30 protein-coding genes, 2 pseudogenes and 1 riboswitch are annotated in these 26,309 nt (G+C 49.5%); of the genes and pseudogenes, 12 read left to right on the forward strand and 20 right to left on the reverse strand.

Going from position 1 to position 26,309, the window contains the following annotated elements; genetic code table 11:
- Positions 1-57: 57 nt before the first annotated feature.
- The gene (sbcB, locus tag C4F37_RS04505) at positions 58-1,485 is read right to left on the reverse strand and encodes an exodeoxyribonuclease I (RefSeq protein ID WP_001538915.1); all 1,428 of its coding nucleotides are present in this window, start codon (positions 1,483-1,485) and stop codon (positions 58-60) included.
- 208 nt (positions 1,486-1,693) lie between these two features.
- On the opposite strand from sbcB, the gene dacD reads away from it, so the two are divergent.
- The 4 genes from dacD (at position 1,694) to C4F37_RS04525 (ending at position 5,208) form a co-directional block, all read left to right on the forward strand.
- Positions 1,694-2,860, forward strand: coding sequence for a serine-type D-Ala-D-Ala carboxypeptidase DacD (dacD, locus tag C4F37_RS04510; protein ID WP_001296209.1), 1,167 nt, complete (start codon positions 1,694-1,696; stop codon positions 2,858-2,860).
- A gap of 118 nt (positions 2,861-2,978) precedes the next feature.
- Positions 2,979-3,452 (forward strand): DNA gyrase inhibitor SbmC, encoded by a 474-nt coding sequence (gene sbmC, locus C4F37_RS04515; protein WP_001105376.1) that lies wholly within the window; start codon positions 2,979-2,981, stop codon positions 3,450-3,452.
- Between the two features lie 197 nt (positions 3,453-3,649).
- A complete protein-coding gene (locus C4F37_RS04520; RefSeq protein WP_001200890.1) occupies positions 3,650-4,708 on the forward strand; it encodes an FUSC family protein in 1,059 nt (352 codons plus the stop codon).
- 170 nt (positions 4,709-4,878) lie between these two features.
- Positions 4,879-5,208 carry a DUF496 family protein gene (locus tag C4F37_RS04525; protein ID WP_000450409.1) on the forward strand — a complete coding sequence of 110 codons (330 nt, stop codon included), beginning with the start codon at positions 4,879-4,881 and terminating at the stop codon, positions 5,206-5,208.
- 99 nt (positions 5,209-5,307) lie between these two features.
- Here C4F37_RS04525 and C4F37_RS04530 read toward each other — a convergent pair whose 3' ends face one another.
- The 19 genes and pseudogenes from C4F37_RS04530 to pduA all read right to left on the reverse strand — a co-directional run bounded on the left by C4F37_RS04530 (position 5,308) and on the right by pduA (position 18,291).
- Entirely contained in the window at positions 5,308-5,751 is a 444-nt protein-coding gene (locus C4F37_RS04530) for a EutP/PduV family microcompartment system protein (protein ID WP_001189443.1), read from the reverse strand.
- 4 nt (positions 5,752-5,755) lie between these two features.
- Positions 5,756-6,106: a propanediol utilization microcompartment protein PduU gene (gene pduU / locus C4F37_RS04535; RefSeq protein WP_000211397.1), complete on the reverse strand. Its 351-nt coding sequence runs from the start codon at positions 6,104-6,106 to the stop codon at positions 5,756-5,758.
- Positions 6,106-6,660, reverse strand: a complete 555-nt coding sequence (gene pduT, locus C4F37_RS04540) for a propanediol utilization microcompartment protein PduT (RefSeq protein ID WP_000030725.1) — start codon at positions 6,658-6,660, stop codon at positions 6,106-6,108. The genes pduU and pduT overlap by 1 nt, the downstream gene beginning before the upstream one ends.
- Positions 6,661-6,662: 2 nt before the next feature.
- Complete coding sequence (locus C4F37_RS04545; protein ID WP_001100244.1) at positions 6,663-8,006, reverse strand: 4Fe-4S dicluster domain-containing protein; 1,344 nt, start codon at positions 8,004-8,006, stop codon at positions 6,663-6,665.
- Positions 8,003-9,115: a 1-propanol dehydrogenase PduQ gene (locus tag C4F37_RS04550; protein WP_000847528.1), complete on the reverse strand. Its 1,113-nt coding sequence runs from the start codon at positions 9,113-9,115 to the stop codon at positions 8,003-8,005. Before C4F37_RS04550 ends, C4F37_RS04545 begins: the two co-directional genes overlap by 4 nt.
- Before the next feature lie 10 nt (positions 9,116-9,125).
- A complete protein-coding gene (gene pduP, locus C4F37_RS04555; protein ID WP_001065567.1) occupies positions 9,126-10,511 on the reverse strand; it encodes a CoA-acylating propionaldehyde dehydrogenase PduP in 1,386 nt (461 codons plus the stop codon).
- Positions 10,508-11,515, reverse strand: a complete 1,008-nt coding sequence (gene pduO, locus C4F37_RS04560; RefSeq protein WP_001029501.1) for a two-domain cob(I)yrinic acid a,c-diamide adenosyltransferase PduO — start codon at positions 11,513-11,515, stop codon at positions 10,508-10,510. Before pduO ends, pduP begins: the two co-directional genes overlap by 4 nt.
- 11 nt (positions 11,516-11,526) lie before the next feature.
- Entirely contained in the window at positions 11,527-11,802 is a 276-nt protein-coding gene (pduN, locus tag C4F37_RS04565) for a propanediol utilization microcompartment protein PduN (RefSeq protein WP_000549827.1), read from the reverse strand.
- A 3-nt stretch (positions 11,803-11,805) separates the two neighbouring features.
- Positions 11,806-12,297, reverse strand: coding sequence for a microcompartment protein PduM (pduM, locus tag C4F37_RS04570; protein WP_001061901.1), 492 nt, complete (start codon positions 12,295-12,297; stop codon positions 11,806-11,808).
- Positions 12,294-12,926, reverse strand: a complete 633-nt coding sequence (locus C4F37_RS04575) for a phosphate propanoyltransferase (protein ID WP_000361041.1) — start codon at positions 12,924-12,926, stop codon at positions 12,294-12,296. The genes pduM and C4F37_RS04575 overlap by 4 nt, the downstream gene beginning before the upstream one ends.
- A 2-nt stretch (positions 12,927-12,928) precedes the next feature.
- Positions 12,929-13,351: a BMC domain-containing protein gene (locus C4F37_RS04580; protein WP_000814165.1), complete on the reverse strand. Its 423-nt coding sequence runs from the start codon at positions 13,349-13,351 to the stop codon at positions 12,929-12,931.
- A gap of 23 nt (positions 13,352-13,374) precedes the next feature.
- On the reverse strand, positions 13,375-13,650 hold the full coding sequence (gene pduJ / locus C4F37_RS04585) for a propanediol utilization microcompartment protein PduJ (protein WP_001057752.1): 276 nt from the start codon (positions 13,648-13,650) through the stop codon (positions 13,375-13,377).
- A gap of 19 nt (positions 13,651-13,669) precedes the next feature.
- A pseudogene (locus C4F37_RS04590) lies at positions 13,670-13,927 on the reverse strand (glycerol dehydratase reactivase beta/small subunit family protein); the annotation flags it as partial.
- A 1-nt stretch (position 13,928) separates the two neighbouring features.
- Positions 13,929-14,294, reverse strand: a pseudogene (locus C4F37_RS04595) (diol dehydratase reactivase subunit alpha); the annotation flags it as partial.
- 9 nt (positions 14,295-14,303) lie between these two features.
- The gene (gene pduE, locus C4F37_RS04600; protein ID WP_001090586.1) at positions 14,304-14,822 is read right to left on the reverse strand and encodes a propanediol dehydratase small subunit PduE; all 519 of its coding nucleotides are present in this window, start codon (positions 14,820-14,822) and stop codon (positions 14,304-14,306) included.
- Between the two features lie 14 nt (positions 14,823-14,836).
- Positions 14,837-15,505, reverse strand: a complete 669-nt coding sequence (locus C4F37_RS04605) for a propanediol/glycerol family dehydratase medium subunit (protein ID WP_000405041.1) — start codon at positions 15,503-15,505, stop codon at positions 14,837-14,839.
- Positions 15,506-15,514: 9 nt separating this feature from the next.
- On the reverse strand, positions 15,515-17,179 hold the full coding sequence (gene pduC / locus C4F37_RS04610) for a propanediol dehydratase large subunit PduC (RefSeq protein ID WP_001256911.1): 1,665 nt from the start codon (positions 17,177-17,179) through the stop codon (positions 15,515-15,517).
- 18 nt (positions 17,180-17,197) lie between these two features.
- The gene (gene pduB / locus C4F37_RS04615) at positions 17,198-18,010 is read right to left on the reverse strand and encodes a propanediol utilization microcompartment protein PduB (RefSeq protein ID WP_001773989.1); all 813 of its coding nucleotides are present in this window, start codon (positions 18,008-18,010) and stop codon (positions 17,198-17,200) included.
- Complete coding sequence (gene pduA / locus C4F37_RS04620) at positions 18,007-18,291, reverse strand: propanediol utilization microcompartment protein PduA (protein WP_001183614.1); 285 nt, start codon at positions 18,289-18,291, stop codon at positions 18,007-18,009. Before pduA ends, pduB begins: the two co-directional genes overlap by 4 nt.
- Positions 18,292-18,803: 512 nt before the next feature.
- Between pduA and pduF the strand changes: the two genes are divergently transcribed.
- The 8 genes from pduF to C4F37_RS04660 all read left to right on the forward strand — a co-directional run bounded on the left by pduF (position 18,804) and on the right by C4F37_RS04660 (position 26,289).
- Positions 18,804-19,613: a propanediol diffusion facilitator PduF gene (gene pduF, locus C4F37_RS04625; protein ID WP_001000049.1), complete on the forward strand. Its 810-nt coding sequence runs from the start codon at positions 18,804-18,806 to the stop codon at positions 19,611-19,613.
- Positions 19,614-19,815: 202 nt separating this feature from the next.
- Positions 19,816-20,730, forward strand: coding sequence for a transcriptional regulator PocR (gene pocR, locus C4F37_RS04630; protein WP_000622044.1), 915 nt, complete (start codon positions 19,816-19,818; stop codon positions 20,728-20,730).
- A 91-nt stretch (positions 20,731-20,821) separates the two neighbouring features.
- A riboswitch (cobalamin riboswitch) is annotated at positions 20,822-20,996 on the forward strand.
- 218 nt (positions 20,997-21,214) lie between these two features.
- On the forward strand, positions 21,215-21,652 hold the full coding sequence (locus C4F37_RS04635; RefSeq protein WP_000849053.1) for a hypothetical protein: 438 nt from the start codon (positions 21,215-21,217) through the stop codon (positions 21,650-21,652).
- A gap of 133 nt (positions 21,653-21,785) precedes the next feature.
- Positions 21,786-22,331, forward strand: coding sequence for a bifunctional adenosylcobinamide kinase/adenosylcobinamide-phosphate guanylyltransferase (gene cobU, locus C4F37_RS04640; protein ID WP_000973172.1), 546 nt, complete (start codon positions 21,786-21,788; stop codon positions 22,329-22,331).
- Positions 22,328-23,071, forward strand: a complete 744-nt coding sequence (gene cobS, locus C4F37_RS04645; protein WP_001297350.1) for an adenosylcobinamide-GDP ribazoletransferase — start codon at positions 22,328-22,330, stop codon at positions 23,069-23,071. Before cobU ends, cobS begins: the two co-directional genes overlap by 4 nt.
- A gap of 11 nt (positions 23,072-23,082) precedes the next feature.
- Entirely contained in the window at positions 23,083-24,162 is a 1,080-nt protein-coding gene (cobT, locus tag C4F37_RS04650; protein ID WP_001773988.1) for a nicotinate-nucleotide--dimethylbenzimidazole phosphoribosyltransferase, read from the forward strand.
- A gap of 61 nt (positions 24,163-24,223) precedes the next feature.
- Entirely contained in the window at positions 24,224-25,150 is a 927-nt protein-coding gene (ldtA, locus tag C4F37_RS04655) for a L,D-transpeptidase (RefSeq protein ID WP_001773987.1), read from the forward strand.
- Between the two features lie 173 nt (positions 25,151-25,323).
- Entirely contained in the window at positions 25,324-26,289 is a 966-nt protein-coding gene (locus C4F37_RS04660; protein ID WP_000166254.1) for a sugar-binding transcriptional regulator, read from the forward strand.
- The last annotated feature ends 20 nt before the right edge of the window (positions 26,290-26,309 follow it).

Genomic DNA, 26,309 nt, shown 5'->3' on the forward strand with positions numbered 1-26,309 from the left:
ACATAATCATCCGGTAAATCTCAAAAAGCCGGAGTTTGTCGCTCCGGCTTTTTTGTTTCAGACGATCTCTTCCGCGTACTGCCAAAGCGCTTTTAACAGCGCCACTTTCTCTTTGTCATCGGCATACTGTTGTGCCAGCATCTGCAATTCATCAGCGTAGCCCTGCAAAAACTCTGGCGTGAAGACCTGGCGGCGGTGCTCCAGCCAGCGTTGCTGCTCGGCATAATCCAGCGTCCCCGGGAAGTTGCGTGCTCGATAATTGAACAACAGTTTTTCAATTCGTTTATCAACAAAAGTGATATCCAGTGCCGGTAAATTACGCGGCTCGGTTTCCAGCACAATTTTCATTGCTGCACGATCGGCGTCACTGAAAAAGCCATTATAAAGCTGTGCATCCACGTTCTCTGAAGGCGTAAACGGTTCGGCTTCCGCGAATATCGCCACCACTTTTTCACGCACTTGCGGATTTTCACGCAGAATTTTTAGGTTATCGAGGCAATGCTGACGATTAATTCCCAGTCGGTCGGCATCTTCCGGGCGTAGCGTATTCGCCTGGGCCAGTACCGGACATTTATTGATATGCACCAGCTTAACCGGAACGGCGGCGTTATCGCCAAGATCGGCTTTTGCGGTATATAAACGCTCGCGCAATGTGTCGCTATCCAGCTCCAGTAATGGCGAAATGTCTCCTGCCAAATCCACCATAATTACGGCATTGCGATTTTCAGGATGCCACGCCAGCGGTGCCACCCAGGTGGTATTGCCGCGCCATGCCCCAAACATTCCGGAAACGTGAACCAGGGGTTTCATCTGCGGAACATCAATCAACGCCATCAGTTTGTGTTTATTACGATGGGTAAAGAGATAATCAAACAGGCGTGGCTGACGCGTTTTTACCAGTTTCGCCATCGCAATAGTGGCGTACACATCAGCCATCGCATCGTGGGCGTTGCTATGTTCAATACCATTCGCTTTGGTTAAATGCTCAAGGCGAAAGCTCGGTAGACCGTCATCATTTTCAGGCCAGTTTATTCCTTCCGGGCGCAGGGCATAACAGGCACGCATAACATCCAGTAAATCCCAGCGCGAGTTATCATGCTGCCAGCTCCAGGCGTAAGGATCGTAGAAATTACGATAAAAAACGTTGCGTGTGACTTCGTCGTCGAAACGCACATTGTTGTAGCCCAGAATACAGGTCTTCGGTACGGTAAAAAGCGAGTGAATACGGGCGGCAAACGCGGCTTCGTTTTCTCCTTTCGCCCGTGCCTCCTGCGGGGTAATACCGGTAATTAATACTGCTCCAGGCTGGGGTAAATAGTCATCCGCGGGCTTGCAGTAAAAGACTTCGGGTTCGCCGATGACATTGAATTCGTTATCAGTGCGAATGGCTGCGAACTGTGCAGGGCGATCTAACGCGGGGTGCGTTCCAAAGGTTTCGTAATCGTGAAACAAAAAGGTAGATTGTTGCTTACCGTCATTCATCATTAGGTTAAATCCGTTATTTCTGCTGTCTGCCAGAGTATCAAATATCACCGTGCTAATCAGCTTTAGCGCGACAATTTGGCAGCGAGTGGCAAGAGTTCATGTCAGATAAAAATGAGATAGTAGTCACATTTTCTTGCACTTTATTCCAGCCAGTTCATAAGTATTTCCGTAAAAAGAACAGCTATTTGAAACACCTGAGGGTTTGCTGTTGAAACGCCGTCTTATTATTGCTGCTTCTTTGTTCGTTTTTAATTTATCGTCTGGTTTTGCGGCGGAAAACATTCCTTTTTCACCTCAACCTCCAGAGATTCATGCCGGGTCCTGGGTATTGATGGATTACACCACCGGTCAGATTCTCACCGCGGGTAATGAGCATCAACAGCGCAATCCCGCCAGCCTGACAAAGCTGATGACGGGCTATGTCGTGGATCGCGCTATCGATAGTCATCGCATTACGCCGGACGATATTGTCACCGTGGGGCGTGATGCGTGGGCGAAAGATAATCCGGTGTTTGTCGGTTCTTCACTGATGTTTTTGAAAGAGGGCGATCGCGTATCGGTACGTGATTTAAGCCGTGGTTTAATTGTGGATTCCGGAAATGACGCTTGTGTTGCACTGGCTGACTATATTGCCGGTGGGCAACGGCAGTTTGTTGAAATGATGAACAACTATGCCGAGAAGCTGCATCTCAAGGATACGCATTTTGAAACAGTGCATGGTCTGGATGCACCTGGCCAGCATAGCTCGGCTTATGATTTAGCTGTGCTTTCTCGCGCTATCATCCACGGCGAGCCCGAGTTTTATCATATGTACAGTGAGAAAAGCCTCACCTGGAACGGTATCACCCAGCAAAACCGTAACGGGTTATTGTGGGATAAAACCATGAATGTTGACGGCCTGAAAACGGGTCATACTTCTGGTGCTGGGTTTAATCTCATTGCTTCGGCTGTAGATGGGCAGCGTCGTCTCATTGCAGTGGTAATGGGGGCTGACAGTGCAAAAGGTCGTGAGGAAGAGGCAAGAAAATTACTGCGTTGGGGGCAACAAAACTTTACTACGGTGCAAATTTTGCACCGGGGGAAAAAGGTCGGTACGGAACGCATCTGGTATGGCGATAAAGAAAATATCGCCCTGGGAACGGAACAAGAGTTCTGGATGGTGCTACCGAAAGCCGAAATTCCACATATCAAAGCCAAATATACCCTTGATGGTAAAGAACTCACCGCGCCAATTAGCGCCCATCAGCGGGTAGGGGAAATTGAACTTTACGACCGTGATAAACAGGTGGCGCACTGGCCGCTGGTTACCCTGGAATCTGTCGGGGAAGGCAGCATGTTTTCCCGCCTGAGTGATTATTTCCACCATAAGGCCTGACCTTTCTTTTGCAGCAGACTGGCAGGAGTGCGAGTCTGCTCGCATAATCAACACTCATTCCTTGTGGTTTTAATATTGCAACTATACTGTATATAAAAACAGTATTAGTGGAGGCGTCATGAACTACGAGATTAAGCAGGAAGATAAACGTACCGTTGCAGGTTTCCATCTTGTTGGCCCGTGGGAGCAGACGGTAAAGAAAGGTTTTGAGCAGTTGATGATGTGGATAGATAGCAAAAATATTGTGCCGAAGGAGTGGGTTGCTGTCTATTACGACAATCCAGATGAAACACCCGCCGAAAAATTACGCTGCGACACCGTCGTGACGGTACCGAATAACTTTACGCTCCCCGAAAACAGTGAGGGCGTCATTCTGACAGAAATTTCAGGTGGTCAGTATGCGGTGGCGGTGGCTCGTGTAGTCGGTGATGATTTTGCTAAACCCTGGTATCAGTTCTTTAATAGCCTCTTGCAGGACAGTGCTTATGAAATGTTACCAAAGCCCTGCTTCGAGGTTTACTTGAACAATGGCGCGGAAGATGGGTACTGGGATATCGAAATGTATGTTGCGGTGCAGCCAAAACATCACTAATTCATCTCAGGGCGGTGTGTTAACGCGAAGACCACTCTTTTTTTGAAAGCGAAAAGAGTAAGATGCGCCTTTCAAATTTTTCGCTCCTGCCGGGAAATTACACTGTTCCCGGTATGTCCGTCGGATAACTCAGAGGCGCGCCTTCTGGCCGACAGATGTGTTATGAGCGCTTTTAATCTTCATTACGGAGTTTCTGCGTGCGTGCCGATAAGTCATTAAGCCCGTTTGAAATCCGGGTATACCGCCATTACCGCATTGTGCATGGTACTCGGGTCGCGCTGGCATTCCTGCTCACTTTTCTCATTATCCGCCTGTTTACTATCCCGGAAAGCACCTGGCCGCTGGTCACCATGGTGGTGATTATGGGGCCAATCTCGTTCTGGGGGAACGTTGTCCCTCGTGCCTTCGAACGTATTGGCGGTACGGTGTTGGGTTCGATTTTAGGTCTTATCGCTCTGCAACTGGAGTTAATTTCGTTACCGCTGATGTTAGTCTGGTGCGCGGCGGCGATGTTTCTTTGCGGTTGGCTGGCGCTGGGCAAGAAACCGTATCAAGGATTATTGATTGGGGTGACGCTGGCAATTGTTGTGGGTTCCCCGACAGGTGAAATTGATACGGCGTTATGGCGAAGCGGCGATGTGATCCTCGGCTCTTTACTGGCAATGTTGTTTACCGGTATCTGGCCACAACGGGCGTTCATCCACTGGCGCATTCAACTGGCGAAAAGTCTGACCGAGTATAATCGGGTCTATCAATCTGCATTCTCACCGAACTTACTCGAACGCCCACGTCTGGAAAGCCATCTACAAAAACTCCTGACCGATGCCGTGAAAATGCGTGGGCTGATTGCGCCCGCCAGCAAAGAAACCCGTATTCCCAAATCGATATATGAAGGTATCCAGACCATTAATCGCAATCTGGTTTGTATGCTGGAGTTGCAAATCAATGCATACTGGGCCACGCGCCCCAGCCATTTCGTGTTATTGAACGCGCAAAAACTTCGTGATACCCAGCACATGATGCAGCAAATACTGCTGAGCCTTGTTCATGCGCTGTACGAAGGTAATCCGCAGCCGGTTTTTGCCAATACGGAAAAATTGAACGATGCTGTGGAAGAGCTGCGTCAGTTGCTCGATAACCACCATGACCTGAAAGTCGTGGAAACACCAATCTATGGTTATGTGTGGCTGAACATGGAAACAGCGCATCAGCTTGAATTGCTATCGAATCTGATTTGCCGGGCCTTGCGCAAATAATTCCTGACTTCAGAATCATCTTGCTGCTGCTTCGATTCAGCAAGGATAAAGGGTATGATAGTGAAAAGGGATAAAAGCATTGTCATCTGCGGCAGCTATGAGTAATGTTGGCCCTAACGAATAGCGGTTGCTTAAACGAATCCGACTCTCACATTATCAGGGGTATAAAAATGGAAACTACCAAGCCTTCATTCCAGGACGTACTGGAATTTGTTCGTCTGTTCCGTCGTAAGAACAAACTGCAACGTGAAATTCAGGACGTTGAGAAAAAGATCCGTGACAACCAGAAGCGCGTCCTGTTGCTGGACAACCTGAGCGATTACATCAAGCCAGGGATGAGCGTTGAAGCAATCCAGGGCATCATCGCCAGCATGAAAGGTGACTATGAAGATCGCGTTGACGATTACATCATCAAAAATGCCGAGCTCTCCAAAGAACGCCGCGATATCTCCAAAAAGCTGAAAGCTATGGGCGAAATGAAAAACGGCGAAGCGAAGTAATTCCTGTTTTATTCAATGAGGGTTGCCCGGCAACCCTCATTGCTCATTGATTCTTATCTGTTATCACCGTCATCATTCTCATCTGAGAACCTATCGAAATTAGCGACAGCCTTCTTCTGTATGCAGCAAGGCAAAAAGTTCTGTAACTCCATTGTTTTTAACCGCACTGGTTACTAACACGTTGTGCGCTCCAGCTTCCCGTAACCAACATTTCACCAAAGATATTTGTTCCATACTGGCTAAATCTGCTTTGGTTACTACTCCAATGACCGGGCGATTCATTGACGAGGTAAAGCCTGGCGAAAAAGGTGACCACGGTGCGTCCGCATTAAGTACCAGCGCGATAATGTCTGCTTCGCAGGCACTGACCAACAATGCACTGTAAAGGCTGCGGTTTTCGAGGTATTCGCCAGGTGTATCAATGGTGGCCGGGGACCAGACGATAGCCTGCGTTTTCTGATAATAAATATTTTCGCCACGCAGACATTGCGTGAGTGACGTTTTTCCGCACTGGCTGGGGCCGATAAGCATCATACGTTGCATAACGTCAGGTCCGCGTAATGGGGCAGGCGGTAAAGCGCATCATTTCACCCAGCGTACGGGTAACCTGGCTAAGTGCATATTCAATGGCAGAAACATCACCAGTCAGCACTACGGCACCGGTAAAACGATCAAGAAAACCGATCTCTACAGCGCCTGATTTTGTGGCGATATCGCATGCGATGATAGATGCTTCGCTGGGGGTAATCGTCAGAATGCCAATAGCAGAAACGGTGTCTGGTAAACCCAATTTCTTAAACAGATCCTTCCCAGGATTGGCGATGACATGTGCCAGCGTGACCTGCTTACCAGGGACATATTCCTGAATCATCCGTTCAGTTGTGTGCTGAGTTGTCATTATCCCTCCACCATCTGACGCCACATGGCTTCATGTGGACGGGCAATCACCGACCGATAGACCAACAAACCTTTTTCTCCCGCACGCTCGCTGGCGACAGAGACCGCGTTATTAACATCTGAAATATCGCCAGCAACCACCATGTAGCATTTTCCGCCAATGCCAAAAGCCATATGCACGCGAACGAGAATGACATTCGCAGCTTTGACAGCACAATCGGCAGCGTCAATGCAGGCAGCGACACTCCAGGTTTCGACTACGCCGACAGCCCGGTGCTGCTCAACATGGTTCAGTCCGCTGATTGCAGAAAGGAGACTGGGATGAATATTCGGCAGGACAAGACTGTCGACCAGCATTTCACCAGCAAGGGAAGCACCGCTGTTGATGGCCTGTTGCACCGCACCCACATCGCCACCGAGCATCAGCAGAAATTTTCCGGGACATAGCGTTTTGCTGACCAGTAACTCAACGTTTGCGCTTTTCAGCATGGCGTCGCCGGTTTCCATCCCTTTCGCGATACTGCTAAGTTCTAAAATACCTACCGCTTTCGACATCGTTAACCTCTCACAAGCGTAATTGCGTTTTCTGTCACATCGCTGACCATGCCATCAATACTGGCATGAATGGGGGCACCTAATGTGCCGTGTGGAATTTGACCTACACATTGCCCATGAACGACGCGATCGCCTTTTTGTACACACGCAATTGCGCTGGCACCGATGTGCTGGCGTAACAATAACGTCACTTTTTCGGTCTGAGGCACCTGTTCAGACAATGGCGCATCCTGATACCACGGGGTTAAGCCAAGTCTGGTTACCAGCCGTTTTACGGGAATCAGTCGATAATTTGCCATGGGATCAGCAGGGTTTAAGGCACCTTCGTAGCGGAGATTTTGTGCGCGTAATTCCTGCTTAAGCAGGCGGTTTATGCGCATTGGTGAAATTCCTACCGGACAGGCGACGCTGGCGCAGACGTTGCACTCCGAACAGGTGAGCGCCGTCAGTAACAGTTGTGGCGTAGCGAGCTGTTGGTAGTTAACCGCACGTACTAATAAATGGGGGGCCAGTTCGTGACCGACTAAATGACGTGGGCAGAGATCGGTACACAAGCGGCATTGCTCACAAACAGTTTTCGCGACGGCAAGTACGCTGCGGTCATTCTGCATTCGACGTTGGATCAGTGAATGAGAGTTGGGTAAAACCAGCAATCCGCCAGTGGTTTTGCTGACGGGGGTGTCGAGCGATGTGATCAAACTTCCCATCATCGGCCCGCCATTGATAAAACCAGGAGCATCTACTGTTGCGCCGCCCGCCAGCGCCAGGACTTCACGTAAAGACATGCCGATGGGGACGGTTACCGTTATTGGTTTCGCCACTGCACCATTAATAGTGAGTGTGCGGCGCGTCACTGGATACTGTTGCTCGACGGCTCTGGCAATATTAAGTACGGTTTGAACATTATTGACCACCACACCGACGCTAACGGGTAATGCAGCGGGTGGAACGCGGCGACCAGTTGCCATCCAGATGGTCAGCACTTCGTCTCCTGCGGGGTAAACATCGGGCAAAATATGCAGGCGGATATCCGGTGGTAACAGTGGTGTGAGTGCGTTTATTGCCCGTTGATATTTTTCTTTCAGCGCGATGATTCCGCTACTGGCCCCGGTGGCTTTCATAGCATAGTGAACACCGCGAAGCAGGCGGCTGGCTTGCTGCACCATTAACTGTTGATCCACTTTCAACATTGGTTCGCATTCCGCCGCATTCACCAGGAACGTGTCAACACGCGCTTGTAGCTTAATATGGGTTGGAAAACCTGCGCCGCCAGCACCCACAACACCTGCTGCTTGTACTCGCTCGCGGATGGTCTGGTCATCGCAGGAGGTTAACTCGACGTTCATAACAACTCCTCGAGCAGTTCTGCAATCGCGGAGGCATCAGCCGCACGCGGGTTGGTACGCAACGTTGCATCCGCCAGCGCTGCCTGAACCATATCTGGTATGCGTATTGACCATTCTGCTTTTTTTTCTTTCAGCGCATTGGCAAGTGTTGGCAGCGTACAGGTTGTTTTAAGCTGTTCAATATGTTGAATAAGTGCATTCAGGCTGGCGGTGTCATTGGCGTTGTCCGGGCATAAATGGCACGTTTTCGCCAGCCGGGCGTAGCGTTTGGCTGCGCGCGGATCGCCAGCATTAAAGCGGATTACCGCCGTGAGCAGGAGCGCATTCGCCAGGCCGTGCGGCAGATGAAACTGTCCGCCGAGTTGATGAGCAAGTGCATGGTTTAAACCGAGTCCGGCCTGGCTAAAGGCTATTCCTGCAAGCGTCGATGCATTATGCATTTTGCCACGGGTGGCAAGACAATCGCCTTTCTTCACTGCAGTGGGCAGGTATTGAAAAACAATTTGCACGGCTTTTTCGACCAGTGCATCCGTGAAGTCGCTGGCGCGGGGAGAAACATAAGCTTCAAGCGCATGGGTTAAAACATCCATCCCGGTATTGGCCGTTATCGCTGGTGGCACGCTGACGACCAAAGATGGATCAAGGATCGCGATATCCGGATAAAGTGCATTATCGAAAAGGGGATATTTAATCCCTTTCTCAGGATCGCTGATGACACAAGCACTGGTCACTTCGGAACCGGTACCGCTGGTGGTAGGAATGGCTACGCAGGTTTCAATTTCAATGCCACACTGGCGACCGAACCAGACAATCGCTTTTGCGGCGTCCAGGGCAGAACCGCCGCCAAAACCGATAACCACATCCGGGCGTAAAGTCTGCATTTGCGCAATGCCTTTCACCACGGTCTGGATAGTTGGGTCGGGCGTTATTTCGCTAAAAATACTGAGACGATTACTGTCGGGCAGCGCCTGATGCAACGTGTCAATGAGTGGTGAGTGTGCCAGAAAGACGTCGCAAATAATCCAGATGTGCCTATTCGTGAAACGGCTCAGTATGTTGAGACTTCCCGTTCCGCTGTATAAACGCGTCTGCAGTGAAAAAGTTTTCATTTCCGTTTCTCTAGCGAATGGAAAAGCCGCTGGTTAACACGCAGCGTCGTGAGCGGGCAAAAGTCCGTGCTGACGTTGTACCCTCTCCGGTCGGTGTTGCAATGGTAAAGGTCGTAAAGCCTTCGCCGCCGACGCCAATACCCGCCCAGGAGGGGCCGTTTTTGACAAAGATTGAGGTTTGCATAACGCGCGCGGCAAGGTTGAGCCGTGAGACGTTCTGCGAGTGCATAATTGCCGTGTGGTGCAAGCCGTCTTCCACTTTCAACGCCAGGGCGAGAGCGCTGTCAAAATCGTTGACCTTCACAATGGGCAGCATTGGCATCAGTTGTTCACACGTAACCCAACTATCATCGGCGTCAACAACAGCAATCAGTAGGCGCGGCGCTTTTGCGGGCAAAGGGAGGCTCGCTGCTTCCAGCAAGGCTGATGGGCTTTTCCCAACCAGTTTTTTGTTGGCGCTACCGTCTGGCAGGCAAATTGCACGCAATTTCTCCGTTTGTTCATGGTTAAGAAGAAGTGCGCCAAAGCTTTGCATCTGCTGAATTAAATAATCTGCCACTGATGCCACGACAATCAGGCTTTTTTCAGCGATACACGGCAGGTTGTAATCAAATGAAGCGCCGTTGATGATGTCCTCGGCGGCTTTCACAATATCCGCTGTTTCATCGACAATGCAGGGTGGGTTACCCGCTCCGGCACCAATCACTTTCTTGCCACTTTTCATTCCCATGGCGACGATCCCCGGGCCGCCGGTAATCGCCAGAACGCTGATTTTAGGGTGCGCCATCATCTGTTCGGTGGCGGCAAAGGTTGGTTCAGATACGGTAACGATCAGGTTGTGAATGCCACTACAGCGAAACGCGATGTCTTCGATTGTGGTAATCAGTTTTAACGAAACGTATTTGGCTCCCGGGTGTGGACTGAAGTAGACGCTATTACCTGCTGCCAGCATGCTGATGCTGTTGTTAATGATGGTTTCCGTGGGGTTGGTGCTTGGCGTGACCGAGCCAATAACCCCAAACGGGGAGTATTCAAACAAAACCATGCCACCATCACCGGTTAGTGCAGTGGTGGTTAAATCTTCAATTCCTGGCGTATTATTGAGTGCTGCTTTGTTCTTTAGGTACTTATCCTCTTTATTTCCCATCCCTGTTTCACTGGCGCTTTCTTCTGCCAGTTCTGTAAGGCGGGGCATTAATTCTTCGCGAATGGCGCTGATAATGGCGCTACGGGTTTTAAGCGGGCACTGTTGAAAGCGTAAAAAGGCCTGGTGTGCTGCGCAGACCGCTTCATCAACAGTCTGAAAAATAGCGTTTCTTTGCATTCGTGGCGTAGCGGGGACAAGTTGTTCACGCAGAATATTGCGGATCAGTGTTTCTAATTCAGAGTTATTCATTGGTTTACTCCCACGTTAATTGCCGCCATTGCGCTTTGGGCAATATCCATGTCTTGTTCAACGCTACCGCCGCTGATGCCAAGCCCGCCAAGCAATTTTCCGTCACGCCAGAGGGGGAAGCCGCCACCAAAAGTGACGACTTTGCCTTGCATATGGCTTTCGAGCCCGTAAAGCGGCGCGCCGGGTTGCACGGTATCAGCAAGTTTGTGGGTTGCCGTTTTCATCGCCACGGCGGTCCAGGCTTTTTTCGGTGCCAGTTCACTGCTGACCAACAGGGCATCAGGCATCCGCCAGGTAACACTTTCTGTTCCGTTGGCATCAACAATGCTGATGACAACGGGAATATGCAGTTCATCTGCGCGCATTGCCGCACTACGAATGAGCTGGTGAAGATCCTGAAAAGTGAGCGGCATTGTGCGTTCCTTCAATGCTGGTGTGTGGTTGGCTTCGTGATAACGTTTTGTGATTTCCTGAATCATCAGGTTTTGATGAGCAACATTGTCCTCCACGCGGGCGAGGGCATACAGGCAATCGGAAAGTCGGTTGATATAGTGCAGCAAAACATTCCGGACGATGGTTTCCGTTGTCAGTTCAACCAGACGTCTTTCAGCCCGTCGAGCCACCGTGCGGGCGAAATGCATGCGGCTTGCGGCTTCACATCGACCAGGCAGAATGAAGCTGTGAACTGGAGGGACGGCGTTCATTGCGCTATCGATCGCGTTTTCCAGCGCGGCAATTTCTTCCGTACCGATGTAACGCAGCTGCGCTGACGGCTGTTCGCTTTCACTGGCGAGTTCAGCGCTAAACCAAAATATCTGTTGTTGAATGGCTTCCAGTAAGATGCGATGGCTTTCGATGGCGGTGGCGCAATAACACAGACTGAGTGTCGCGTTCAGTTCATCCAGCGTGCCATAGGTTTCGACACGTAGATGAGTTTTGCTGACGCGCTGTCCGGTAAATAAAGACGTACTTCCTGAATCACCTGTTCGGGTATAAATTGCCATCTTTCAACTCCTTAGCGCGAAAGCGTATCGACAATGCCGACCACTGCCAGGTCGATGGCTTCGTTAGGGCCGGAAAAAACATGTCTGGCGCTGGAACCACTGCTGAGGAGTACCAATTCACCAACGCCTGCGCCGACTGAATCAACGGCAACTTCGTCGCCGGTTAATGGCGTGAGAGGCAGTTCGCCGTCAGCACTGACCCGGCGAACCAGCAGCAGTTTTTTCCCGATCAGAGAAGGTGATTTTTGCGTGGATACTACCGCGCCAGTGACTCGAGCCAGATGCATAGGTTACTCCTGCCTGATTAACTGAATATTTCGGGTAATTGCCGCTTCACGAGCCAGTGCGGTCACACAACATTTTCGCTGTAACACCAGTATTCCCGAGCTTAACTGTGCAATATCGGCATAACTTAAAAGTCGATCACGATGAAGGTAGATCGGTTGCCCTTGCTCGTCGCACCAGCTTAGCGGTAGACGGGCGAGAGTCTTCAATTCAATGGCGTTCAGGAAATGACACTGCAACGACAATTGAATGTGCAATCCCCAGGCTAACGCTTCGTGTATCTGAATTGCTGCTCGATCTGACGTTTCGTTCCCCGCAAGTTGTCGTAGCAGCGGCAGATCGACATATCGGATTTGTAATGATGCATACTGATGAACTATCTCTTGAACGCTGGCGTCTCGCAGTTGAAAAACAGTCAGCACGAGTGTTTTTCCCGCACGTTGTTTAAGGCGAAAAACCACTTCGTCAACAATACGTTGCATCAGCATGTTATTCATGGCACTGACACCAGTGTGGCAAAAACGTCAGGGCTATCAGCCCCTGCGGCGTTGGCTTCATCGGTATCAATATGCATTTCAAGACGCATATCCGGAGAGACGCGAACAGCGACGTTTTCGAATATCAGTCGTCGCTCATCACCTTTAATGGCAACCGCCACTTTATCGCCATGCGTAACGCCATAAATCAGGGCATCCAGCGGAGACATATGAATATGCCGTTGTGCGACAATGACGCCAGATGTGATCTCCAGTTCCGCAAATGGGCTTATCAAACGAATCCCTGGAGTGCCGCTGAGATCGCCTGACATGCGTAGCGGGGCGGTGATCCCTAACGTTCTGGCGTCCGTACGGGAAATTTCCACCTGGCTTGCATTGCGTAGCGGCCCCAACAAGCGAACGTTGTGCAATTTACCTTTTGGTCCCTCCAGCGTAACAACCTGTTCAGCAGCGAATTGGCCAGGTTGCATTAACAGCTTTTTCTCGCTAATCGGTTGTTCAGGAAAAAGACGCAAATAATCCGCTGTTGAAAGATGAATATGACGACTGGAAACACCCAGAGGGATAGGGCGCTCGCGCATCTCATCCAGAATCTGGCTCACTGTTTCCTGCAAGGTTTGTTTATCCACTGTTACTCCCCTCGCTTATTGGCGTGCAGGCAAAGTGAGCGGGGCTCACCTTTTTGCCGCTGACATGCCGGGTCAAGACACAAATTACAACTGATAATCTCTGAGATGACGGTTGTTGCTGGTGTTTCGCTTGTTTCAACCGTCACAGTCAATGCTTCAGTTGTGTGGGGCAGAATGCCGTCTCCCGGACGGGCAATCACTTTGTGTGCGACGAGGCCATTTCGCTGTCCGGCGAAACTGGCTCCCGTCGCGATCGCCGCATTAACCGAGGCGACGTCACCGGTGATTTTGATGAGCGTCCAGCCTGAGCCATTGGTCTTCTCAAGGCCAACCAGCGTGATGGACGCGGCTTTTGCCATAGCATCTGCGCAACTGATGGCGAGTGCCAGACCACTGACTTCAAGTAATCCCAGTGATTGCTTCACGCTGTGCTCCTTAGCGAATGGGGTTATGCTGATTTAGGTAAAATAGCCTCAACATCACTGTGTGGGCGCGGGATGACATGGCAGGATTTCACTTCGCCAACGGCGCTTGCGGCGGCGCTTCCTGCATCAACGGCGGCTTTTACTGCGCCAACATCGCCACGGACCATCACCGTAATCAGACCCGAACCAATCTTTTCATAGCCAACCAGCTGCACGTTGGCGGATTTAACCATGGCATCTGCAGCTTCAATTGCGCCAACTAACCCTTTTGTTTCAACCAGTCCTAGTGCGTTGTTCATACTGCGTTTCTCCTGTGGATTATGAGTGGAGTTCCCGGAAGGGAATCCCTTTTACCAGGCGGGCAGCGTTAGTGCCGATGCTGCGCCTGGCATGGTTATCTTGTTGATACATCAACGTAAACAGTGGCGCTGATGCCGGTAAGTTTTTGTAATGCACAATCAGTTTTTCCTGATCGCAGGCAATGCCAACCAACAGGGGAGATTGACGAGCAGCCAGCCAGGCGCTATCGATAACTTCACCTGACGGAATGTGTTGAATGCGAAAGGGAATACCTTCCTAACTCTTGCGGAGTGATGGTGAGCCCTACGCCCAGCCCCACTCCGCCCGGAGTTTTCGGGTTGTGACCGATCATGGTTGATTCGGTGATGATAGTTTCAGTGATGGTTTCCATCGCCACATCACCAATGACCGGAGTTGCTTCGTTGATACGAATAAGCGAAATATCGCTAACATTGATGCCGACTTTTTTCGTTGCCTGTGCGAGCGCCTCCTGAATACCATGGACGTTACGCAACGTACCTTTAATTCCGGTGGTTTCCGCCAGGGCGCTACTCACGAGCGACAACTCTCCAGTTGCACTGAGCGTTGCCAGCGCAACCTCTGTTGATGAGTTGCCGATATCAATGCCTGCTATATATCGCATAATTCGTCCTTAATCGTCGCCTTTCAGTTTTTTGCGCTCGACATAAAGTTCCGCAGCTTCACGGACAAATGCAGCACAAATTTGGGCCTGATAACGCCGTTCAAGATCGTCAGCAATGGCAATAAGTTCTTGCTTAGTCGAACGATAAGGGCGTAACGCATTGTAGATTTCGAGGATGCGATCATCCGGTACTGAGGTAAGCTCAGCGGCGCGTTCAAAATTCATCGCCAGGCGATCACGACCAGCATCTCTGGCAATCGCGGCCTGAATACGCAATGTTTCAGGGGTAATGCGCATATCCTGGGCGGTGACGTTATCGCTTAGCACATTTTCCAGAGTGAAATCGTCGAGCGTTTTATTGGTTGCTGTTTTAACCCATTCCGGATGTTTATTTGCCAGCGGGTAATCCGTCACTTTGGCGCTCTGTATTGACGCGCTGGGGACCGCAGAAACAGGAGCTGCATCCTGTAAACTGTTCATGCGGTTCAACACGTCCCTGACCATCGACTCAATTGCATCGGTATTCATGAAGGTTTCCTTTGTTAAAACGTCACGCGCAGTTCTTGCGGTTTTTTGCCAGTGACCACGTACTTCGTCTCTTTGATATGCAAAATGGCTGATTTGGCCTGGTATTTAGGCCGCGCCATTTGATCGTTGAGGGTCGGAACTGGTTGTGGAGACTCGCGCTTCGCATAACGCGCGGCGTTTTTGCCAATCTGACGATAAGTATCCAGCGTCAACAAAGGCGCTTGTGGGAAAAGTTCCAGGTTAGACAAGGGAGGAAGTCCCTGCTGGTGGATAACCGTTGTGCCTTTCGACTGAATACCGATAGCAATACCTGAACCACTAAGACGATCTCCTTCGACTGCTACGAATGCGACATCGGACGATTTAAAGCAGCGAATCACACGGGCTTTAATGCCTTCTTCTTCGATACCGGCAATCACTTCGCGCAAAATGTTTTTATGCGGAATACCGATGATATTGACGGTTTGCGCCAGGCCGAACGCCGGGCCTACAGCAATAATGACTTCATCTTGCTGAGTGCCTTGTTGGGCTTCGCCAATTTCGGTCAGAAAATTTTCGGTATCTGGCACTGAAGAGACAGTTGCAGAGACAGGTGCGCGAAATGAAACGGACTTGTCGCTGGTTTGCATTTCTGCCAGCACGTCTTCGATAATCTGACGCAGTAATTTTTCGTTAATTTCCATTTCTCACCCTTAGTCAATTTCGTTGGGATCAAGTGCACCGGGAATATTTTTGATCTCTTCCCAGCGTTCCCCTTGCAGGCGGTAACCTGTAGCTGGTCCGGCGTAATCATTGACGTCATTGACCGCAGAGAGCACTTGTCCGTCATCGACGATGATGGCTGAGGTATGGAGATAATCGCCGGTCAGTTTTGCTTTTTGCATGTTGAGCATGTCCTGGGCGACATCGGTAAAACCGCCTTGCGCCAGGGCTTTCACCACTTCCAGGCTGTTACGGTTTTTATTGATGATCTCCTGGGCGAACTTGATGTCTTCCACAATATTGCGCTCAGGCATATCTTTCGAACCGTGGGCATAGGTTGCCGCTTCGACTTCTTCATCGGTAATTGGCGGTAGTCCCATACCGGCAAAGACAGCCTGTAAAGCGCGAGCGGCTTTATTGCGGATTGCGATAACATCTTCTTCGCGTACTGGTCGCAGCCCGCCATCAACCTTCAGGTCACGCTGAATGACGTTGTAATCATCGAAGTCTTCAGCATCTTCGTTTGAACCAGCAAACATGTTGTCGTAGTTCGGCACAGCGGAAAAACCGGAAGAGATAAAGTCGGTACCTGGCAGAAATTGCATCAGGAAACGTGCGGTACGGCGCATATCCGAGTGGGTAAAGGTCTGGTCATTACTGGAGGCGCATTCCAGATCCAGCGATGAGCAAATTAAGTTTTCCGCTAATACTGCACGGATGCCTGATGGCACAGCTGATGGAACACCGATGCAGCTTACCGAACCATTCTGCAGACCCTGAACGCCTGCGGCTTTGGTGATGTAAATACATCGAGCCTCGAGATAAAGCATTGATTTGCCTTCCGCGTAACCCATCTGTACTTCAGAGCCGGAGCCGGAAGTAAAGCGCATTTTTAAGCCGCGAGAAGCATAGGATGACGCGAGAAATCCTTTTGACCACGGGGTATCATCGCCATCGGTGAAAACAGGTTCTGTACCATAGACAGAAATTGTTTCGGCGTAACAGGTGTGGCCTAACATACCGAGTTTCAGTTCGGTGGCTTCTTCCAGTGAACACTGGGTCAAGACGCCCGGACGTCCCACCTGTGAGCCGACCAGCAGGGCGATGGCGTTGAACGGTGCATAGCGAGCAACGGCAACGGTGGTTTCCTGTTCATCAAACCCGCGCCATGCGCCTTCAGCTGCGTCGGCGGCAATTTGTACCGGGTTATCTTTGATGTTGGTGACGTGAGCCTGTTGTGATGGTGTTCGACGGGCGCGCATTTTCTGCATCGCCATCATCATCTCTACCACGTTCATCTGCGAAACCACTTCGACGATTTTTGCAGGCGTCATTGCTGTGGTAAGGGGAACGATATCGCTACGTTTGACATTTGGATCGCACAACATATTGGCAAGTTTTACCGAATCCATCGCGATGACTTCTTCTGCGCGCGCGAGATTGATACCGTAGCGGGCGATAAAGTGGTCGATCAGGTCAAACTGACTGGCGGGTTTTCCATCCAGTTCGGTAACGACGCCGTTAACAATTTTGATTGACGGTTTAGGATCGTTCGGGCTTTCCATCGCAATGAAGCCTTCTTCAATCCACTCTTTAACGAAACCGTCCTGGTTGACCGGGCGTTTTGCCAGTGCTTCAAATCTTTTCGATCTCATAAATCTGCCTCAGAGAATTCAGATGTAGGAAGGGCGATCGTTTTTCGGTGTATCGCCGAGAGTCGAAAGCACGGTTTTACCGATTTCGCGTGCGGAGATGACCGCCTGGCGGACTGCGCCGGAGTCACCCGAGATAATCAGAATGACTTCGTTGCTGTAGCTGGTGCCTTGAGCGGGGGAGCTGTATGCCACGACATCCACATTGGCGGACTTCAGCGCGGTGTCGGCCATCAGAACACCCACCGCAGCCGGAGCGCCGACAATAACGCCGCAAGCCCGTCCCAGTGGAGCGCCAAACGCTTTTTCCAGTGCATAGCTGGCGCGGGCGGTGTATTGCAGTTCAAGATACCCGGCTTCGTTGGCATAGACATCACCAAAGGTCCGATCGAGTTCTTTCAGGGCAACTTCAATACCGCGTTTCACGTCGGAAACATCGTTGCCACCTAAGAGGATCAATGAGCCGTGTCCGGCACCGCCTTTAGTATCCCGAGGAAGTTCAATGCTAATAACTTCAGTGTTGGTGGCTTTTACCGCTTCATCAGCGGCCATAATGTGTGGCCCTGCGCCAATACGCGCCCCCAGAATGCCAATGGAACGATAGCGTTTTTCAAGTTTCATCGCGTCCAACAGGGCGCTATCAACGTTCGCAATGACCAGACCTACAGTGTCGCCAATAGCGGTGCCAACAAATTCTGTTAACGTGCAGCTTTTTTCTGCCATAGCCGTCTCTCGTATTTGATGAGTGGTTTTCGGGAGAACCTCATGCTCTGGCGTCGCTACGCGAGCGATGACCTGCGCCATGATCTGTTCGACCAGTTCATTGCTGCTCATGGGTTAATTCCCTTTGGTAAGATTTTTTCGACATCGGTATGTGGGCGGGGAATAACGTGTACGGCTTTTACTTCGCCGACGTTACGCGCAGCTGCGGCACCCGCGTCTGTTGCCGCTTTTACCGCCCCGACATCACCACGAACGATGACGGTCACCAGCCCGGAACCTATTTTTTCGTAGCCGACCAGCAAAACATTTGCCGACTTCACCATGGCGTCTGCGGCCTCTATGGCGGCAGTTAAGCCTTTGGTTTCTACCATTCCTAACGCTTCTTGTTGCATAAAGACCTCGCCTGGATTTTTTTGACGATATGACTATAAAAAAAAGCGAGGAAAAAGAATGGCTGACTTAATCGGCTAATGAGAAAAATTAATAGAGAACAAATATAATAAAATTGCTTTTATGAACTATATGTTGTTAATTTATTGGTTGTTTTGTAGATATTTCAATGTGAATTAATTGCGTTGGCTAGTGAGTTTAATCGCGAGTAATATTTCGTTGAGTTTGGTTCGAAGGAAGGAACTGTGATATTTGTTTCAATTTTATTATGTCATGATGGCAATTTTTTATTGTAAAAGTTTGGTGGAAATTATTACTTTCAACACTGATTAACGCTGTGTTGCATGATTCGGCAATGACAATAATTTGTTATGTTAGCACGATTTTTACACGAGTCTGTCATGCATGTTGGCAATATTTTCTGCAGAGCAATTTTTTATAGTTGCGCTCGGTATACACAACAATCAGCGCATAGTTGGCTGATAAAGAAAAACTCCGTAAAGAAGGTGTCACTATGAATGATTCACTCAAGGCGCAATGCGTTGCCGAGTTTTTGGGCACCGGACTGTTCCTCTTTTTTGGCATTGGTTGTTTGTGCGCCCTGAAGGTTACCGGGGCAAGTCTGGGACTGTGGGAAATTTGTATCATTTGGGGATTAGGGATTTCGCTTGCTGTTTACCTTACGGCAGGTATTTCCGGCGCTCATCTCAACCCGGCAGTTACCATTGCTCTGTGGCTGTTTGCCTCTTTCCCAGCCCGTAAAGTGCTGCCATTTTGTGTGGCGCAATTAGCGGGTGCCTTTGGTGGTGCGGTTCTGGCATATTCTCTCTACAGCAGTTTGTTTACCGATTTTGAATCTGCTCACAATATAGTGCGTGGTAGCGCAGAAAGTTTACAACTCGCCAGTATCTTCAGTACTTATCCAGCAGCGGCGATTAATGTATGGCAAGCAGCGTTGGTCGAAGTGGTCATAACGTCCATGTTAATGGGGTTGATTATGGCGTTGACCGATGACGGTAATGGCGTACCCAAAGGACCGCTTGCGCCTTTACTCATTGGTATTCTGGTTGCTGTTATTGGTGCTTCTACCGGACCATTAACCGGTTTTGCCATGAATCCAGCGCGTGATTTTGGACCTAAAATTTTCACCTGGTTTGCGGGTTGGGGGGAAATTGCGATGACTGGTGGACGCAATATTCCTTATTTCATTGTACCCATTATTGCACCGATCATTGGGGCATGTGTTGGTGCGGCGATTTATCGCTATCTCATTGCAAAGAATTTACCTGTCAATAGTGTAACGCCTAAAGAAATCAGCGAATAACGAAATAATTTGGCAGTTATAAACGTTTATTTTTTTACTGTTTGTGATCTGCTTTCCGAACTTATTAAAAAGTCTCCCGCTTCACGGAGGCTTTTGTTATTGTCCTTTGTGCTTCTCGTCAGTAAATCATCAAGGATGATGTGAAGATTAAATGTAAAACAATTGTTTTGCTATAACAATAAATTAACTGGGAGGTTTTATCATGATTTCTGCGGCGACACTTAATTCAGAACTCATTAATAAAATCGCGCAGGATTTTGCGCAGGCGACCAGCCTTGCGGTTGTCGTGGTCAATATTCACGGCGATGAAATTTCCGAGCTGTTTAACTTCACTCCATTTTGTCAGATGATGCGGCAACACCCTCAGCTGAGCACTCGATGTCGCATGAGCGATCGTTGTGGGGGTCTGGAAGCCTCTAAATCCGATCAGCCTTGTATTTATCGCTGTCATGCCGGATTAACCGATTTCTCTATTCCACTGGTAATCGCCGGGCATTTAGTTGGTTTTGTATTGTGCGGGCAAGTTCGTCTGCGTAATGATGATGTCGATTTGGTCGATATTCTGAATGTCGATGATTGCTGGCAGGCAGATCCCGAATTACTTAATGAATTTCGCAAAGTCCCTGAGATGGATTACTCAAGAGTTATGGCCTCTGCGGATTTGTTGAAGTTGATTGTAGAAAATTGCCTAAAAAAACAACTCAATTTTGTGGTTATTAAAGAGAACAAATCTCAGTCAGATTCGTTGCGCCAGACTCGTGCGCCTGGTCCCCACGACAATAAAATGAAAAAAGCTTTACGTTATATTGATGCGCATTTATCAGACGATTTGCGTCTGGAAGATGTCGCCTCGCACGTTTATCTAAGCCCTTATTATTTCAGTAAGTTATTTAAGAAATACCATGGAATCGGGTTTAATGCGTGGGTAAACCAACAACGGATGGCCAGCGCTCGTGAGTTACTGTGCCATAGTGACTGGAGCATCGCCAGCATTGCGCGTAATTTAGGTTTTTCGCAAACAAGTTATTTTTGCAAAGTTTTCCGTCAGACTTATCAGGTTACGCCGCAGGTGTATCGACAGCAAGTGAGTGATAATGCGGCGATGGAAACGGTATAGAGTAAATGCCCCAAAAAAAGAGGACGGTTTAAATAAACTCTGCAATGAATAATTAACGTTATTTACCTGTTATGGGAAAAGTGAAATCAGCTCATAACATACGCTGACAGGTGTGGCACATTTGTGCCTGGGAAGAGGGTGAAAATCCCTCGCAGCCCCCGCTGCTGTAATGCTGACAAACCCGAAAATGCCACTGATCGCGAGATTGGGAAGGTCGGGAGAGGATGACGCTAAGCCAGAAGACCAGCCAGTCAGTCAATACCAACAACTTCGGTGGGAAGTGGGTTGCCCGGAAGCGTCCGGTAGAGTACAGGCGCGTCTTTATACCCCTACCACCCTGAAAGGATCAGGGTATGGCGGCATCATTTAGTTCTTTCATCGCAGTGCCGACAGGCACCAGGGCTGCACTTAAGGTGTGGCAATCTTGTTTCATGGCTTATCAACCAGACCGCCATTACAGGAAATTAAGTGGAGGGCGAGGGGCATGAAAACGATAAAACCCGAATCGATAGCTCTTTTTTGCCTCTTATCTGGAGATGTGGATCTGGCGAAACATCTGGCGGAAATATTGCCAATAACCTGTTTTGTTGGTGAGGACTGGCAGCAAGATTTCCAGCCTTTTGACGGTGGGCCTGTGCAATCGTTATCAGATGCGTATAGCTATTATTCAGTGCTGCTATTGATAGCAGCTGAAAGCGAGATATCCGTACCAGAATGGCTCGCTCATTCTGAGGGAACGACGGTAATTTTGATTGCAGAACACAATGCCCGTTTGCTGAATGGTCCGGCTGGTGGGGCTGTAGCATTAATCCATTATCTGAATGAGATCTGTCATGCCAGAGAAACCGCTGTCAATGACGCATTTTGTCGGACGTTAACACGAGGAAGTCTGGCTATTCCGCAATGCCATCTTCTTTCGTAATGGATTGAGAATGCTGGATTTTTAATTATATTACGCGCAGTATTAATCGCGTAAATGTTTTGCGGTCAGCAACGGTGGGGGATCCATTGTTCTGTTCAATGAATACCATCATACAATTGAATCAGGAGTCGGTATGATGATTTTGGTGACGGGGGGCGCACGGAGCGGGAAGAGTCGCCACGCAGAGGCGCTTATTGGGGACTCTTCACAGGTTCTGTATATCGCCACCTCGCAAATCCTTGATGATGAGATGGCTGCACGGATAGAACATCATCGGCAAGGCCGCCCGGAGCACTGGCGCACAGTGGAGCGTTGGCAACATCTTGATGAATTAATTCATGCAGACATTAACCCGAATGAGGCTGTGTTGCTGGAATGCGTTACCACAATGGTGACTAATCTGTTGTTTGATTATGGCGGCGATAAAGACCCTGATGAATGGGATTATCAGGCGATGGAACAGGCGATTAATGCTGAGATTCAGTCGTTGATTGCTGCCTGCCAACGTTGCCCCGCAAAGGTTGTATTAGTGACTAACGAAGTGGGAATGGGGATTGTGCCGGAGAGTCGTCTGGCACGACATTTTCGTGATATTGCCGGGCGGGTAAATCAGCAGTTGGCCGCTGCGGCAAATGAAGTATGGCTGGTGGTTTCGGGTATTGGAGTAAAAATCAAATGAGTAAATTATTTTGGGCGATGCTCTCATTTATTACGCGTCTGCCTGTACCGCGTCGCTGGTCCCAGGGACTGGATTTCGAGCATTATTCTCGCGGTATTATTACTTTTCCTTTGATTGGATTATTGCTTGGCGCGATTAGCGGGCTGGTCTTCATGGTGCTGCAGGCATGGTGCGGCGTACCACTGGCGGCACTGTTTAGCGTACTTGTGCTGGCGCTGATGACCGGGGGATTCCACCTGGACGGCCTCGCTGATACCTGTGATGGCGTATTTTCTGCACGTAGCCGCGATCGCATGTTGGAAATCATGCGTGATAGCCGTTTAGGCACCCACGGCGGTCTGGCATTGATTTTTGTGGTACTGGCAAAGATTCTGGTGTTAAGCGAGTTGGCTCTGCGTGGCGAACCGATCCTTGCATCGCTGGCGGCAGCATGTGCGGTCAGCCGCGGGACTGCCGCATTATTGATGTATCGTCATCGTTATGCGCGGGAAGAAGGGCTTGGCAATGTGTTCATTGGCAAAATTGATGGGCGACAAACCTGCGTCACACTCGGCTTAGCCGCTATTTTTGCTGCCGTATTATTGCCGGGTATGCATGGTGTGGCTGCTATGGTGGTGACGATGGTGGCGATTTTCATCCTCGGTCAGCTTCTCAAACGTACGCTGGGCGGGCAAACGGGCGATACGCTGGGAGCAGCCATAGAGCTTGGTGAACTGGTCTTCCTGCTGGCACTGCTATAAAGAGACGTAACATGCAAATACTTGCCGATTTACTGAATACGATCCCAGCCATCGACCCTCCCGCTATGTCGCGTGCACAACGGCATATTGACGGGTTACTCAAACCTGTTGGTAGCCTGGGAAAGCTGGAGGCGCTTGCCATACAACTGGCAGGAATGCCGGGGTTGAATGGCATACCGCATGTGGGCAAAAAAGCGATACTGGTTATGTGTGCCGATCACGGCGTCTGGGAGGAAGGGGTCGCTATTTCTCCAAAAGAAGTGACAGCCATACAGGCTGAAAATATGACCCGCGGAACAACCGGCGTGTGTGTGCTGGCAGCACAAGCGGGCGCTAACGTCCACGTAATTGATGTTGGTATTGATACTGCTGAGCCTATCCCCGGGCTTATCAACATGCGTGTCGCACGAGGTAGTGGCAATATTGCTTCAGCTCCGGCAATGAGTCGCCGTCAGGCTGAAAAGTTGCTTTTGGACGTCATATGTTATACGCGGGAGCTGGCAAAAAACGGTGTCACGCTGTTTGGTGTAGGTGAACTGGGGATGGCAAACACGACACCGGCAGCGGCAATAGTCAGCACAATCACTGGCTGGGATCCTGAAGAAGTGGTTGGGATTGGCGCAAACCTGCCGACAGATAAACTGGCTAATAAAATTGATGTTGTGCGCCGGGCGATTACGTTAAATCAACCAAATCCTCAGGATGGTGTTGATGTCCTGGCAAAAGTGGGTGGATTTGATTTGGTCGGAATAGCTGGAGTGATGTTAGGTGCTGCTTCCTGCGGTTTACCCGTGTTGCTGGATGGATTTCTTTCTTATGCTGCTGCGCTCGCAGCCTGCCAGATGTCTCCTGCAATCAAACCGTATCTCATTTCTTCTCACTTGTCGGCAGAAAAAGGCGCGCGTATAGCGCTGTCGCATTTGGGGCTGGAGCCTTATCTCAATATGGATATGCGTTTAGGTGAGGGGAGTGGTGCAGCTCTGGCGATGCCCATCATCGAAGCTGCTTGTGCGATATACAACAATATGGGCGAACTTGCTGCCAGTAATATTGTTCTACCGGGGAATACGACTTCTGATTTGAACAGCTAAAAACGAAAAGTCTGATAAAAGCTATACTTATCGGATAGTATTCGCGACTTAGGAAAGGGACATGATGCGTCGTGTAAATATTCTTTGCTCATTTGCTCTGCTTTTTGCCAGCCAAAATAGCCTGGCGGTAACTTATCCATTACCTCCAGAGGGTAGCCGTTTAGTGGGGCAGTCGCTTACTGTAACTGTTCCTGATCACAATACTCAGCCGCTGGAGACTTTTGCCGCACAATACGGGCAAGGGTTAAGTAATATGCTGGAAGCGAATCCGGGCGCTGATGTTTTTTTGCCGAAGCCTGGCTCACAACTCACCATTCCGCAGCAACTGATTTTGCCCGCCACTGTTCGTAAAGGGATTGTGGTTAACGTCGCTGAAATGCGTCTTTATTACTATCCGCCAGACAGTAATACAGTGGAAGTCTTTCCTATTGGTATCGGCCAGGCTGGGCGAGAAACCCCGCGTAACTGGGTGACTACCGTTGAACGTAAACAAGAAGCACCAACCTGGACGCCAACGCCGAACACCCGGCGCGAATATGCGAAACGAGGGGAGAGTTTGCCCGCATTTGTTCCTGCGGGGCCCGATAACCCCATGGGGCTGTACGCGATTTATATTGGCAAGTTGTATGCCATCCACGGTACCAATGCCAATTTTGGTATTGGGCTCCGGGTAAGTCAGGGCTGTATTCGTCTGCGTAATGACGATATCAAATATCTGTTTGATAATGTTCCTGTAGGCACTCGTGTACAAATTATTGATCAGCCAGTGAAATACACAACGGAACCGGATGGTTCAAAGTGGCTGGAAGTTCATGAGCCGCTGTCGCGCAATCGTGCAGAATATGAGTCTGACCGAAAAGTGCCATTGCCGGTAACCCCATCTTTGCGGGCGTTTATCAACGGGCAAGAAGTTGATGTAAATCGCGCAAATGCTGCGTTGCAACGTCGATCGGGAATGCCTGTGAATATCAACCGTAACGGATTTTGACATTCAAAACGTCTGGTTTGTCGGTCTGTGTAAGCATTCCGTCATCCAGAACAGGTTGTTTCGAATCATACAAATGATAATTTTCTTCTCATATGCGCATCTCTTATGAGCATAAACGTTATACTCTTCTGATTTATACATGTTTGCGGATGACATGATCAATGGAAAAGAGAATGACGAAACAGAATAAAAACAGCCGTTGGCAGGGTTACGATCCTCGTTACATATACTCGCTCGTGGTCAGACGCTATTTTGCGGATATGAAAACCAAGATTGAGATTGCTGAGGAGCTTGGCGTTTCCCGCTTTAAAGTTGCCAGATTGATCGATGAGGCGATCGAACAGGATTATGTGAGGTTTATCTTCCCTAAGCAGCAAGCGATGGATGAAGAAATCGCCAATAATCTACGGAAAAAATTTCATCTGGAAGATGCAATTGTTCTTTCAGTTGCTGAATCATGGACGACGCAAGAAGAACTCAATCACAAATTGGGTGAAGTCACCGCTGAATATCTTATGCAATCTCTTCATGAAGGTATGAAAGTGGGGATCGCCTGGGGACGTGTATTATCAAGTACGGTCAGTAAGTTGAGCAAGCTGCCTCCTTTAGACGTTGTGCAGTTATCTGGCGTACATCCGGGGATAGAGTTTAGTCAAGGGCCAATAGATCTTATTCATAAGATCGCTGCCATTTCGCAGGGAAAAGCGCACCCAATGTACGTGCCGATGTGGGTCGATGACGAAGAGCTTGCTGCCAGACTGGCAGGTGATCCAGCGGTATTAGATACACAGCAATATTACTCGCAGTTGGATGTGGTTATCACCGGGATAGGTGACTGGAAATCAGGTTCTTCAAGCTTGTGTAAAATATTTCCGGATACCTGGTGCGAAGCTTTGTTTCAACAAGATATCGCTGCGGATGTGTGTATCTCGTTGGTCAGCAGGGAAGGGAAGATTCTTCATAGCCCTATTGAACGTCTGGGATTTGGCATTTCGACGGATCAACTACAAAAAGCCAAAAAAGTGATTGGTGTCGCCGGAGGGGAAGAGAAATATGAAGGCATTCTTGCTTCGCTGAAATCTGGACTTTTAAACGTCTTAATTACTGATTTTGATACGGCTATTAAACTTCTGGATTAATAGGCGTATCAGTGAAGAAA

Source organism: Escherichia sp. R1 (genome assembly GCF_003000935.1).
Classification (GTDB): domain Bacteria; phylum Pseudomonadota; class Gammaproteobacteria; order Enterobacterales; family Enterobacteriaceae; genus Escherichia; species Escherichia coli.

What these genes read in the sequence shown, in the direction of transcription:
- pduA (WP_001183614.1), bottom strand. Translation starts at nt 18,291, where the DNA reads ATGCAACAAGAAGCGTTAGGAATGGTAGAAACCAAAGGCTTAACTGCC.
- sbmC (WP_001105376.1), top strand. Translation starts at nt 2,979, where the DNA reads ATGAACTACGAGATTAAGCAGGAAGATAAACGTACCGTTGCAGGTTTC.
- pduP (WP_001065567.1), bottom strand. Translation starts at nt 10,511, where the DNA reads ATGAATAACTCTGAATTAGAAACACTGATCCGCAATATTCTGCGTGAA.
- pduJ (WP_001057752.1), bottom strand. Translation starts at nt 13,650, where the DNA reads ATGAACAACGCACTAGGACTGGTTGAAACAAAAGGGTTAGTTGGCGCA.
- C4F37_RS04605 (WP_000405041.1), bottom strand. Translation starts at nt 15,505, where the DNA reads ATGGAAATTAACGAAAAATTACTGCGTCAGATTATCGAAGACGTGCTG.
- pduB (WP_001773989.1), bottom strand. Translation starts at nt 18,010, where the DNA reads ATGAGCAGCAATGAACTGGTCGAACAGATCATGGCGCAGGTCATCGCT.
- cobU (WP_000973172.1), top strand. Translation starts at nt 21,786, where the DNA reads ATGATGATTTTGGTGACGGGGGGCGCACGGAGCGGGAAGAGTCGCCAC.
- pduU (WP_000211397.1), bottom strand. Translation starts at nt 6,106, where the DNA reads ATGACAACTCAGCACACAACTGAACGGATGATTCAGGAATATGTCCCT.
- pduC (WP_001256911.1), bottom strand. Translation starts at nt 17,179, where the DNA reads ATGAGATCGAAAAGATTTGAAGCACTGGCAAAACGCCCGGTCAACCAG.
- cobT (WP_001773988.1), top strand. Translation starts at nt 23,083, where the DNA reads ATGCAAATACTTGCCGATTTACTGAATACGATCCCAGCCATCGACCCT.
- pduT (WP_000030725.1), bottom strand. Translation starts at nt 6,660, where the DNA reads ATGTCGAAAGCGGTAGGTATTTTAGAACTTAGCAGTATCGCGAAAGGG.
- pduN (WP_000549827.1), bottom strand. Translation starts at nt 11,802, where the DNA reads ATGCATCTGGCTCGAGTCACTGGCGCGGTAGTATCCACGCAAAAATCA.
- cobS (WP_001297350.1), top strand. Translation starts at nt 22,328, where the DNA reads ATGAGTAAATTATTTTGGGCGATGCTCTCATTTATTACGCGTCTGCCT.
- pduM (WP_001061901.1), bottom strand. Translation starts at nt 12,297, where the DNA reads ATGAATAACATGCTGATGCAACGTATTGTTGACGAAGTGGTTTTTCGC.
- pocR (WP_000622044.1), top strand. Translation starts at nt 19,816, where the DNA reads ATGATTTCTGCGGCGACACTTAATTCAGAACTCATTAATAAAATCGCG.
- C4F37_RS04635 (WP_000849053.1), top strand. Translation starts at nt 21,215, where the DNA reads ATGAAAACGATAAAACCCGAATCGATAGCTCTTTTTTGCCTCTTATCT.
- pduF (WP_001000049.1), top strand. Translation starts at nt 18,804, where the DNA reads ATGAATGATTCACTCAAGGCGCAATGCGTTGCCGAGTTTTTGGGCACC.
- pduO (WP_001029501.1), bottom strand. Translation starts at nt 11,515, where the DNA reads ATGGCAATTTATACCCGAACAGGTGATTCAGGAAGTACGTCTTTATTT.
- sbcB (WP_001538915.1), bottom strand. Translation starts at nt 1,485, where the DNA reads ATGATGAATGACGGTAAGCAACAATCTACCTTTTTGTTTCACGATTAC.
- C4F37_RS04525 (WP_000450409.1), top strand. Translation starts at nt 4,879, where the DNA reads ATGGAAACTACCAAGCCTTCATTCCAGGACGTACTGGAATTTGTTCGT.
- ldtA (WP_001773987.1), top strand. Translation starts at nt 24,224, where the DNA reads ATGATGCGTCGTGTAAATATTCTTTGCTCATTTGCTCTGCTTTTTGCC.
- C4F37_RS04530 (WP_001189443.1), bottom strand. Translation starts at nt 5,751, where the DNA reads ATGCAACGTATGATGCTTATCGGCCCCAGCCAGTGCGGAAAAACGTCA.
- C4F37_RS04550 (WP_000847528.1), bottom strand. Translation starts at nt 9,115, where the DNA reads ATGAAAACTTTTTCACTGCAGACGCGTTTATACAGCGGAACGGGAAGT.
- C4F37_RS04545 (WP_001100244.1), bottom strand. Translation starts at nt 8,006, where the DNA reads ATGAACGTCGAGTTAACCTCCTGCGATGACCAGACCATCCGCGAGCGA.
- pduE (WP_001090586.1), bottom strand. Translation starts at nt 14,822, where the DNA reads ATGAATACCGATGCAATTGAGTCGATGGTCAGGGACGTGTTGAACCGC.
- C4F37_RS04660 (WP_000166254.1), top strand. Translation starts at nt 25,324, where the DNA reads ATGACGAAACAGAATAAAAACAGCCGTTGGCAGGGTTACGATCCTCGT.